Below are 10,142 nucleotides of genomic sequence, written 5' to 3' on the forward strand. Positions count from 1 at the left end.
TCTTAAGTACGTGTCGTAGTAAAAGCAATCCGTGCAAGCTTACCCAGTTGATGTTTGATCAAGTGAGATAAAGCCAAGTTCCTGTGTTGTTCATTAAATGTACATCATTAATGAGTCGGCGGATTCTACACATAATATTAAGTTAAATAAAGTGCTTATTTTGTGTACAGACAAATGAAAACGTTTGCATTTGATCGAAGATAAAATATTTACCATAACTTAACGGATAAACACAATATCCTGACGTTAGAGCGTCAGAACTAAAATTTTTGAACGGCGCTGATAGTTGTACAAACTTTGTTTGGTTATCGGTAACGATTCTACGCCGACTTCATAAAAACCTTGTTCTCTAAACCAATGTAAACTGTGCGTCGTCAAAACAAAGAGGCGATCTAAACGCATCGATTTTGCTTGCTGCTTCATGTGATTAAGCAACAATAAACCGCGGTTTCCGTCCCGATAATCCTGATGAATGGCAACACACGCCATTTCTGCCATGCCCTCTTCTGGGTAAGGGTAAAGCGCGGCGCAACCAATTAATAAGCCATCTTTATCAATAATCGTGAACTTGTGGATCTCTTGTTCTAACTGTTCACGTGAGCGCCTCACTAGTATTCCTTGTTCTTCTAACGGGCGAATTAAATCGAAAATCCCGCCGATATCATCGATCTGTGCCTGACGCACTTGTTCGGCACTTGCCATGACGATCTGAGTGCCGATCCCGTCAAAAGAAAACAGCTCCTGAATTAAAGCACCATCTTGTTTGTAACTGACTAAGTGACTACGTGGCACACCTGCGCGGCACGCTGAAACGGCGGCTCGCAGAAAGCGTGAGGTACCTGAGCTATTATCCTGAACTTGGTCGGTATCTGCTTCAATACGCTGCATTATCCGTTCAACATCAGATGGAAACAGTTCAGCAATCGCGTTGCCTTGCTCATCGATAATGCCTTGCTCTGAGCAAAAGCCGATCAGCTTATCTGCTTTTAGGCGTATTGCGACTTGTGTGGCTACTTCTTCAGAGAGCAAATTAAAACATTCGCCAGTGACGGAACTCGCAATGGGCCCCAGTAGCACGATCGAACCTTGGTCAAGCATACGGTTGATGCCTTCAATATCAATACGGCGAATACGGCCACTGTGGCAATAATCGACACCATCATCTATACCTAATGGTTGAGAGATGACAAAATTGCCACTAACGATATTGAGCTGAGTTCCTGCCATTGGTGTGTTATTTAAGCTCATTGAAAGGCGTGCTGTGATGGCCAGTTGGAGCTGCCCCGCAGCTTGCATGACTAAGCTGAGCGCTTCTTCATCAGTGACCCGAATGCCTTTGTGATAAGGAGTGGAGCAATGATGTGTTGCCAGAATTTGATTGATTTGTGGCCGAGCACCGTGCACCAAAACAATTTTAACACCAAGGCTATGCAGTAGTGCGAGATCGCTAATGATATTAGCGAAATTTTTATCGGCAATCGCTTCACCTCCGAGCATGATCACCATGGTTTTTCCACGGTGAGCGTTAACATAGGGAGCTGATTGTCTGAATCCTTTAACGAGAGCTGTACTGCGAATTTTCACTCTGAGAGCACCTTGGCGTTTAAATATGTTCAAATAATGACTTTTTATTCATGTGTCGGCAAGTGGTTTTTTGAGTTTGGTGCAATTATTCAATCGCCGATTTTATCTCTAATTTAAGGTTCGTTAGACTACCGATTAATAAAGGCGAAATATGGCCAAAACCAACGATTTGAGTCGCACAAAAATGACAAAAAACGCAGACCTCACGGTTACGCCTCAGGCAATAAACTTACGAAGACGTAAGTACATTGAACGAGGTTTGATGCTGCTTGTGATTATCGGCTTGATTTCCGTAGCGTCGCTATACGGTGACCTGTTTACTCGGTTGGAAAACTATTTTTCGCCAAAGGATAAGGTGTATGGGGTTTGGGTTGAGCAGTATGTTGCCCCTTATTCAGCCAAACGAATTGAATTGAGCAAAGCTGGCGTGATCAGTGGTGGTCGTGTGCTCACCACTTCATTTGAGTTTGATGGGCGTATTGTGGAGTACCAAATTGGCGATACGCTTTATCGTTACAAAATGCGTGACGACAGCAACACTGAAATGACACAAATGTCGTCGTCGCACTACAATCCAACCTTCCGATTGTCAGGGAAATACCAAAAAAACCTCCGTTAACAATTCGCTGATTGCGGTTTAGGCGCGAGTTTGTCATGCTTTTAGCAACTCAAATAACGGATAACTTCTGTGATTAAGCAAATTTTTCCTCTTGCGGCAGTACTGCTGCTGTTTGGTTGTGCGCAATCGACCGACCGTGCTCAGCAATATTTGGATGGCGATTTCTCTAAAGCGCTCAACAAAGTAGACACGCTGCAGTCCAATATGCCGCGTGACTTTACGCAATTTTCCAAACAGAGCGAACAAGTGGTGACTCGCTCGGCGTCAATGGCAGCGATTTATCAACCTTTGTATCAACAGATCAGCGAATGGATTTTGCAAAGTGGTGATCCACAAGATTTGGCGAATTTTGGAATACAAGCGGCGCAGCTTGGTGGTGGCGATAAAAAAGGTAATGTGCTTTTCACTGGCTATTTTTCTCCGGTGATGGAGCTTCGCCATCAGCCGGATGAAACGTTTAAATATCCCGTATTTGGTTTGCCTGAATGTTCGGCAGATTGCCCAACTCGTGCGCAAATTTATGATGGTGCGTTAGCTGAAAAAGGGCTTGAGTTGGGTTATGCGGCGAACCTGATTGATCCTTTCATTATGGAAGTGCAAGGCAGTGGCTTTGTGCATTTTGAAGATGACGATACACTTGAGTACTTCGCTTACGCGGGTAAGAATAACAAAGCCTACATCAGTATTGGCAAAGTCTTGATTGAGCGAGGTGAAGTGACGCGAGAGAAAATGTCACTCAAAGCGATCAAAGAATGGGTGCTAGCCAATGATGAACCGACGGTAAGAGAGCTGCTAGAGCAAAATCCTTCCTATGTCTTTTTTGCGCCCAAAGCGGCAGCCCCTGTCACTGGCTCTGCCGGTATTCCACTACTGCCGATGGCCTCGGTAGCCGGAGATCGTTCCATCTTTCCAATGGGCACACCTATTTTAGCAGAAGTGCCGCTGCTCAATGCCGATGGTACATGGAGTGGCGCTCATCAGTTGCGAATGTTGATTGTGCTAGATACGGGCGGCGCGGTAAAAGATAACCACCTCGATCTGTACCATGGCATGGGCGAGCGCGCCGGAACGGAAGCAGGGCATTACAAACATTTTGGTCGCGTTTGGAAACTGGGGTTAGAAAACTCAGCCACACAAGCGCCTTGGGCATTGCCGCCTGAAAAGCTACAATAGTGACACAGGTTTCGACCTAGACTTTTAAATAAAGAGTGCGTATAAATCGCACTCTTTATTTTTCTATCGCTTTCAATCGGACTTTTAATTATGCGTGAACTCGATACCCCTGCTTCAGATAGCTACAACCAACGCTTCGGAGGCACTCGTCGCCTTTATGGAAATCGTGAGGTTGAAATACTGCGTGCTGCGCATGTGTGTGTGATTGGTATCGGTGGCGTTGGGTCATGGGCGGTCGAAGCATTGGCGCGCACCGGTATTGGCGAGTTAACACTGATTGATATGGACGATGTGTGCGTCACCAACATCAACCGTCAAATCCATGCGATGAGCGGTACGGTTGGGCAAAGTAAAATTGAAGTGATGGCCGATCGGATCAATCTCATCAACCCTGAGTGTGTGGTGCACTTAATTGATGACTTTATCACGCCAGATAACCAGCACCGCTATTTGAGTCAAACGTTCGATTACGTGCTCGATGCGATAGACAGTTTGAAAGCGAAAGCTTCACTACTGGCTTATTGCCGTAGCAATAAAATTAAAGTGATTACCGTTGGTGGTGCGGGTGGTCAAGTTGACCCAACTCAAATCAAGGTCGCGGATTTAACCAAAACGATTCAAGACCCATTGGCAAAAAAACTCAAAGATACGCTTCGTCATCGCCATAATTTCCCTGTAAACCCTGCGCGTAAGTTTGGTATTGATTGCGTGTTCTCGACAGAGCAGCTCAAATATCCGCAAGCCGATGGCAGTGTGTGCGCGGTGAAATCAACCGCAGAAGGGCCAAAGCGGATGGATTGCGCCAGCGGATTTGGCGCTGCGACGGTTGTTACCGCAACCTTTGGTTTTGTTGCCGTAGCGCGCATTGTTGAAAAGTTAATTCAGAAACATAAGGTGTAACGTCAATGACTCCTTTTCCTGCCTCCCCCTTTGGTCGTGAGATTGGCGCTGATGACATTATGGCGACCATGCAAAATTTTACTGGTTGGGAAGATCGCTACCGACAAGTGATCTTGTGGGGGAAATTATTGCCCACGATGCCTGATGCTTTGAAATCGCAGCAAGTCAGTGTTGCAGGCTGCGAGAGTCAAGTATGGTTAGTGGGGCAGGAGTACCAAGGAATATGGTCTTTCTGTGCCGATTCGGATGCGCGGATTGTGCGTGGTTTAATTGCTTTAGTCCTTGCTGCGTACAACGGCAAGACCTACGTACAAATTCAAGCGTTTGATGTGGATGCTTATTTTGAAAAAATAGGCTTGATTGCCCATTTAAGTCCTTCACGTGGTAATGGCCTTAAAGCCATTGTCGATAAGATAAAAAATATCGATCCAAGCTGAGCATCTCCCCCTTTTGATGAAAGGGGGAATTATTACAGCATATCAACCGCTTTATTGATGGCGGCGATCAACTGTTCAACCTCTTGTTCGGTATTGTAAATACCAAACGAAATTCTCACTGTGCCAGTTAAACCGAGCGCATCCATTAATGGGTGAGCGCAATGATGGCCAGATCGAACGGCAATACCTTGTTGATCGAGTAAGGTGGCTATGTCTTGATGATGAACGCCATCCATCACAAAACTGAGAATACTGGCATTCGGTTGATAGCCGATGACGCGAATATCATCGAGTTGCTGCAGGGCTTGATAGGTCAGTTTTTGCAACCTATGTAAGTGCGCTTCTATGGCGATTCTATCGCAGCTTTGTAACCATTCGATTGCTTTGGCAAGGGCTATTGCCCCTGCGACATTCGGTGTGCCTGCTTCAAATTTCCCCGGCAGTTCAGCAAATGTTGTGCCTTCAAACGAGACTTTTTCTACCATCTTGCCACCGCCATGCCATGGAGGCATTGTTTCAAGCAGCGCTAATTTTCCGTACAGAACGCCAATGCCAGCGGGAGCGTAAAGCTTGTGCCCAGAAAAGAGATAAAAGTCGGCGTCGAGTTCGTGCACGTTGACGGTTTCATGCACAATTCCTTGCGCGCCATCAATCACGACCACTGCGCCGACTTGGTGCGCCAGTTTAATCACGGTTTCAATCGGTTGGCGCGTGCCCGTCACGTTGGTGGTATGGGCTAAGGCGACAATTTTGGTTTTACTCGATAGTCGTGCTTGAAAAGCCTCAAGATCAAAGTGGCACTCTGGCGTGATGGGGATTTTGACGACGTTTGCTCCGGTTTGAGCCGCGACGATTTGCCAAGGCACTATGTTGGCGTGGTGTTCCATTTCACTGACCAGAATCTCATCACCGACTTGCAAGATATTACGTGCGTAAGTCTGCGCGATCAGGTTGATCGCTTCGGTCGCTCCGCGAGTCCAAAGAATCTCTTTACGAGATGATGCGCCAATAAATTGAGCCATAGTGTCACGCGCCGCTTCAAAATCGCTGGTCGCTTTGGCCGTTAAGCGATGGCTACCACGATGTACATTGGCATTTTGCGTGCTGTAGTAATGGCTAATGGCGTCTATCACCACTTGCGGTTTTTGCGTGGTGGCCGCGCTGTCTAAATAGATGAGCGCTTCTTGGCCTTCATTTTGAGCTAAAGCCGGAAATTGACGGCGGATGTTTTGGATATTAAACATGATTGCTTACCCAACTCTGTTCCTGATGCTTGATTGCCAGATAAAGTTTATGGTTTTCCGGTGTTGCGAGCTGATGTTGCTCTGCTTTCTTCAGTAAATAGCCCGTAATAAAGTCTATCTCAGTCTTGCGTTGATAAAAAATATCTTGATGCATTGATGAATAATTCTCGGCTGTGGCTTGAATCACCTGCTTAACCTTAGCAAGCAGTGATGATTGAGTGATCGCAAAGCCTTCTGCGCTCATGACATCGGCGACTTCTGCAATAATATTTTCCAGCGGCCGTTGGAAGCGTTCATCGGCTAAATCACCATTGCGACATTGCTCTAACGCGGTGAGCGGGTTAATCGCGCAGTTAATTGCAAGCTTATGCCATAGTGCTTCTTCAATCGTGTTATTCCACATTACGTCTGGCAATGCATGCTGAAGTACATCCACTAGAAACTGACACTGTTTGCCTTGGGCGTTGTAAGCCCCTAATTGAGTTACGCCTTTGCCAGTATGCAACACTTGGTTCATTGACGGCTTGAGTGCACCGTGCGTGGTGGTTGAAAGCACAATAGGAAAGTCATTCAGTTGATCCTGCATCGAATCAAGCGCGCCCATGCCGTTGTGCATAAACAGCAAAATGGTGTCACGATTGAGTGTATTGAGCAGTGGAGTGAGCGCTTGCTCAACTTGCCAAGCCTTAACGGTAATCAGTAAGAGATCGGCATGGCAGAGCGCGCTGCAATCATTACAGGGCAGGGTAATAGATGCCTGTTTATCTAAAGCAATGGAAAGTGAAGATTGAGCTTGTCTGCCCCATAATGAAACGCGGTGTCCAGCAGCATGCAGCTTTGTCGCCCAAAGCAACCCAACCGCGCCCGGCCCAAGCACGACGATATTCATAACACCTCTCCATTGTTAACTTTGCGCCAAGGATAATGAGGTAGAAATGGAAAGCAATAAAAATGGCGCTCGAGAGCGCCATTTAATGTTATTTTTCGAACTATTAGAAGTTGTATTGTACGCGATAGATCACAAGATCTTGGTAGTCACGACGCGCAAGCTTATTCACTGTGTAGCGATATAGCACACCAGTTGACCAGTTGTTTGTAACGTTCCACATAGCATTCAAGCTACCGTTAAGTCCCCAGCTTTCTGAATTGTTGCCTGAAGCGAAAGGTGTACTTTGAACATTTGAATAGGCATCATTACGAGCAAATTCTAGTTCATTCCAAGTAGCGAAAGTAAAGTTTTGACCTGCTATATCAGTGTTGTAGTAACCAACGTAGCCGAACATACCTCTATTGTTACCACGGATATCTCCAGAGTTTATTTGGTGCACACCGATAAATGGTGTAAATGCCCAACCATCACCTTTAAGACCTGTGTAACCTAAACCAAGCACGCGGTTTTGCTCGTGGAAAGCACTACCTTGACCATCGTTATCTTTATCAGTGTTGTACACTTGAGCATAGAGAGAAACACCAGAATCAGTTAGGTTGTAGTGAATCGTTCCTTTCGTTGAAGCACCACGATCATCACCAGCACGATCAACACCTTCGTAGTCATAGAAACCGTAAATTTGACCCCAGTCGAATGCAGCTCCACCTTCAATACCAATTACTGCTTGATTGCGATCTTCAATCTTTCCACCGAAGTTATCATCGTCGTTGCCGATACCGTGGTTCCAAGCTTGGTAATCAATGTACATACCACCAAAACTAAATAAGTATTCTGCTTGAGCTGGAACTGCAGATACTGCAGCTACAACACCTAGAGCTAAAAGTGATTTACGCATAAGGGGGACTCTCTATGTTTTGTCATAATTCAGCACACGTATATTTCTGATGTGCGTTCAATTGGCCCGAATAATAACGATAAAAATCTCAATTAAAAGTGATTGCGAATGCAAAAGTTAACAAACTTAGTGACCACGGTCACGTTAATGAATATTTGCTCGGAACTAGATTAATATTTCGTTCGTTTGCATCTTTAATGTGATTTTAATCACCTAAACGTTTGCTTTAGTATTGTTTTATGCAAATCGATAAACCAACATTTTTAGTTAGTGATCGTTTTGTAATCTTCAACGTATTTATTGACGGGCATGATGAAGAGTGATGAATGATGAAGAAATTGATGCTGTTTCCTTTGGCTTCAATCGTTTTACCTGAAGGGAAAATGAAGCTACGGATCTTTGAATCAAGGTACAAGCGGATGGTCACTCAATCCAGCCAGTCTGACTCTACATTTGGCATTTGTTTGATTGATAACAAAAAAGGCAATAAAGCAAATCAGTTATCTAAATTTGGGATGTTGGTTAAGATTGTTGATTTTGAAGCGCTCGACAATGGGATGTTAGGATTAACTGTGATGGGGATGGAGCGCTTTAGAATAGAGTCAGTAGTAAGCGAATTTGATGGGCTGCGAGTTGCTCAGGTCACGTCATTGCCCAGTTGGCCAGTAAGAGATTTAGAACCTCACGAATGGTATTTAAGCCACCAGTTACAAGCGGTTTATCAACAATTTCCTCAACTTGGCGAGCTCTATTCACACTGTTTTTTTGATGATGCCAGTTGGGTGGCGCAGCGATGGCTAGAGCTGCTCCCTATCTCGATTCAACAATTTGATGATTTAATGAGACAGGATGACGCGCACAGTGCGGTTGATTTTTTGTTGCAGGTTATCGAAGTCTCACACTAACTTTGAAAGCGTGCATTACACTGATAATGTGAAGTCGCTCAGCAACGACTCTGCATTAAAAAGAATATTGAAGAGTGATCGATGGATTCATTGCTCACGTATAAGGTTTTATGGCTACGTTATGCCAATGACCAAGGTTACCCCTAAAGGAAGAGCGCAGCATGATCAGTGATTCTCAGCATAGTGTGTCGCTAAGCCCAAGCTACACCAAGCAAGACTGGGCTGAATGCATGGAACGTGTCAAGCAACGTGATAAACAGGCGTTTGCTTTAGTGTTTCGTTATTTCTCTCCTCGTTTACAGCAGTTTGCGTTTAAGCATGTAGGCAGCGAGCAAGTGGCGTTAGAAATGGTGCAAGAAACCATGACCACGGTGTGGCAGAAATCGCATCTATTCGATAACCGAAAAAGTTCGCTTTCGACATGGGTTTACACGATTGCACGCAATTTGTGTTTTGATCTTCTGCGTAAGCAGCGCGGGCGAGAGTTACATGTTTATGCTGATGATATTTGGCCAACTGACTACTGCCCACCTGATTTGGTTGAACATTACTGTCCTGAACATGACATGTTAAAAGAGCAAATATTAAAGTTTGTGGCGTTGTTGCCTGAAGCTCAGCAAGCCATCGTGAAGGCGGTGTATCTTGAAGAACTGCCGCAGCAGCAGGTTGCGGAGATGTTCAATATTCCTCTCGGTACTGTCAAATCGCGTTTACGACTAGCTGTTGAAAAACTTAGACATTCTATTCAAGCGGAGCAATTATGAGCCACCATCCAAGCAACGAAGTACTGCAGCAGTATGCCAATGGTTCAATTGATGCGGCGCATGGCATTATGATTGCCACTCACCTTGAACTCTGTACTCAGTGTCGTCAACAGGTTCAATACTTAGAAACTCGTGCCGCCGAAGCGTTGTTGAGCCAATCGTTGCCGCAACAAAGAATGGCCGTTTCTAACGATGATCATTTAAACCAGATGTTTGAAACGATCACGGCGCTGGATACCCTACATCCATCGACCTTGCGTAAGCCTGAATCGATAGAAATTAAAGTCAATGATCGCGTTGTGATGCTGCCTAGTACGCTGAGCCAACTGATTCGCTTTAAAGGCGAGTGGCGCAGCTATGGTGGTAAAGTTTTTAGTGCCCACCTAGATATTGCTGAAGACTCTCGCATGAACCTGATGTACATCAATCACAACGTGCAGATCCCTCAGCATACACACAAAGGGGTTGAGTCGACCTTGGTACTCCATGGTGGTTTCAGTGATGAAGATGGACATTATCAAGTGGGTGATTTCATTCAAAGAGATGCGAGTATTAAACACAGCCCTTTTACCAAAGTGGATGAAGATTGTTTATGCTTAACGGTGTTAACTGAGCCAATGCTGTTTACGCAAGGTGTTGCGAGAGTGTTTAACTTATTTGGTAAAGGCCTCTATCCATAGTCTATAGCGGACACATCAAATGAAAAAAGGTCGTATTGTACGACCTTTTTTT

Annotated in this window: 11 protein-coding genes; 7 read left to right on the plus strand and 4 right to left on the minus strand. The window is 45.1% G+C overall.

Going from position 1 to position 10,142, the window contains the following annotated elements; genetic code table 11:
- Positions 1-246: 246 nt before the first annotated feature.
- The gene (argA, locus tag VOR_RS0102960; protein WP_010318245.1) at positions 247-1,584 is read right to left on the minus strand and encodes an amino-acid N-acetyltransferase; all 1,338 of its coding nucleotides are present in this window, start codon (positions 1,582-1,584) and stop codon (positions 247-249) included.
- A gap of 151 nt (positions 1,585-1,735) precedes the next feature.
- Here argA and VOR_RS0102965 point away from each other — a divergent pair, with 151 nt between their 5' ends.
- From VOR_RS0102965 to csdE, 4 genes are all read left to right on the plus strand, one after another.
- Positions 1,736-2,203 carry a DUF2850 domain-containing protein gene (locus tag VOR_RS0102965; protein WP_010318246.1) on the plus strand — a complete coding sequence of 156 codons (468 nt, stop codon included), beginning with the start codon at positions 1,736-1,738 and terminating at the stop codon, positions 2,201-2,203.
- A 69-nt stretch (positions 2,204-2,272) separates the two neighbouring features.
- Positions 2,273-3,376, plus strand: a complete 1,104-nt coding sequence (gene mltA / locus VOR_RS0102970; RefSeq protein ID WP_010318247.1) for a murein transglycosylase A — start codon at positions 2,273-2,275, stop codon at positions 3,374-3,376.
- Between the two features lie 90 nt (positions 3,377-3,466).
- Positions 3,467-4,276 (plus strand): tRNA cyclic N6-threonylcarbamoyladenosine(37) synthase TcdA, encoded by an 810-nt coding sequence (gene tcdA, locus VOR_RS0102975; RefSeq protein WP_010318248.1) that lies wholly within the window; start codon positions 3,467-3,469, stop codon positions 4,274-4,276.
- 5 nt (positions 4,277-4,281) lie between these two features.
- Positions 4,282-4,713 (plus strand): cysteine desulfurase sulfur acceptor subunit CsdE, encoded by a 432-nt coding sequence (gene csdE / locus VOR_RS0102980; protein WP_010318249.1) that lies wholly within the window; start codon positions 4,282-4,284, stop codon positions 4,711-4,713.
- A gap of 32 nt (positions 4,714-4,745) precedes the next feature.
- Here the strand turns inward: csdE and csdA are convergent, their stop codons facing one another.
- The 3 genes from csdA to VOR_RS0102995 all read right to left on the minus strand — a co-directional run bounded on the left by csdA (position 4,746) and on the right by VOR_RS0102995 (position 7,741).
- Positions 4,746-5,957 carry a cysteine desulfurase CsdA gene (gene csdA, locus VOR_RS0102985; protein ID WP_010318250.1) on the minus strand — a complete coding sequence of 404 codons (1,212 nt, stop codon included), beginning with the start codon at positions 5,955-5,957 and terminating at the stop codon, positions 4,746-4,748.
- Positions 5,950-6,846 carry a 2-dehydropantoate 2-reductase gene (gene panE, locus VOR_RS0102990; protein ID WP_010318251.1) on the minus strand — a complete coding sequence of 299 codons (897 nt, stop codon included), beginning with the start codon at positions 6,844-6,846 and terminating at the stop codon, positions 5,950-5,952. Before panE ends, csdA begins: the two co-directional genes overlap by 8 nt.
- 103 nt (positions 6,847-6,949) lie before the next feature.
- A complete protein-coding gene (locus VOR_RS0102995) occupies positions 6,950-7,741 on the minus strand; it encodes an outer membrane protein OmpK (RefSeq protein ID WP_010318252.1) in 792 nt (263 codons plus the stop codon).
- A gap of 329 nt (positions 7,742-8,070) precedes the next feature.
- Here VOR_RS0102995 and VOR_RS0103000 point away from each other — a divergent pair, with 329 nt between their 5' ends.
- The 3 genes from VOR_RS0103000 (at position 8,071) to VOR_RS0103010 (ending at position 10,090) form a co-directional block, all read left to right on the plus strand.
- Positions 8,071-8,646: an LON peptidase substrate-binding domain-containing protein gene (locus VOR_RS0103000; RefSeq protein ID WP_029626841.1), complete on the plus strand. Its 576-nt coding sequence runs from the start codon at positions 8,071-8,073 to the stop codon at positions 8,644-8,646.
- A 161-nt stretch (positions 8,647-8,807) separates the two neighbouring features.
- Complete coding sequence (locus VOR_RS0103005; protein ID WP_010318254.1) at positions 8,808-9,410, plus strand: RNA polymerase sigma factor; 603 nt, start codon at positions 8,808-8,810, stop codon at positions 9,408-9,410.
- Positions 9,407-10,090, plus strand: coding sequence for a ChrR family anti-sigma-E factor (locus VOR_RS0103010; RefSeq protein ID WP_010318255.1), 684 nt, complete (start codon positions 9,407-9,409; stop codon positions 10,088-10,090). The genes VOR_RS0103005 and VOR_RS0103010 overlap by 4 nt, the downstream gene beginning before the upstream one ends.
- Positions 10,091-10,142: the final 52 nt, after the last annotated feature.

Source organism: Vibrio ordalii ATCC 33509 (assembly GCA_000257205.1).
GTDB classification, from domain to species: Bacteria; Pseudomonadota; Gammaproteobacteria; order Enterobacterales; family Vibrionaceae; genus Vibrio; species Vibrio ordalii.

What these genes read in the sequence shown, in the direction of transcription:
- VOR_RS0102965 (WP_010318246.1), top strand. Translation starts at nt 1,736, where the DNA reads ATGGCCAAAACCAACGATTTGAGTCGCACAAAAATGACAAAAAACGCA.
- VOR_RS0102995 (WP_010318252.1), bottom strand. Translation starts at nt 7,741, where the DNA reads ATGCGTAAATCACTTTTAGCTCTAGGTGTTGTAGCTGCAGTATCTGCA.
- csdA (WP_010318250.1), bottom strand. Translation starts at nt 5,957, where the DNA reads ATGTTTAATATCCAAAACATCCGCCGTCAATTTCCGGCTTTAGCTCAA.
- csdE (WP_010318249.1), top strand. Translation starts at nt 4,282, where the DNA reads ATGACTCCTTTTCCTGCCTCCCCCTTTGGTCGTGAGATTGGCGCTGAT.
- VOR_RS0103000 (WP_029626841.1), top strand. Translation starts at nt 8,071, where the DNA reads ATGAAGAAATTGATGCTGTTTCCTTTGGCTTCAATCGTTTTACCTGAA.
- panE (WP_010318251.1), bottom strand. Translation starts at nt 6,846, where the DNA reads ATGAATATCGTCGTGCTTGGGCCGGGCGCGGTTGGGTTGCTTTGGGCG.
- VOR_RS0103010 (WP_010318255.1), top strand. Translation starts at nt 9,407, where the DNA reads ATGAGCCACCATCCAAGCAACGAAGTACTGCAGCAGTATGCCAATGGT.
- VOR_RS0103005 (WP_010318254.1), top strand. Translation starts at nt 8,808, where the DNA reads ATGATCAGTGATTCTCAGCATAGTGTGTCGCTAAGCCCAAGCTACACC.
- tcdA (WP_010318248.1), top strand. Translation starts at nt 3,467, where the DNA reads ATGCGTGAACTCGATACCCCTGCTTCAGATAGCTACAACCAACGCTTC.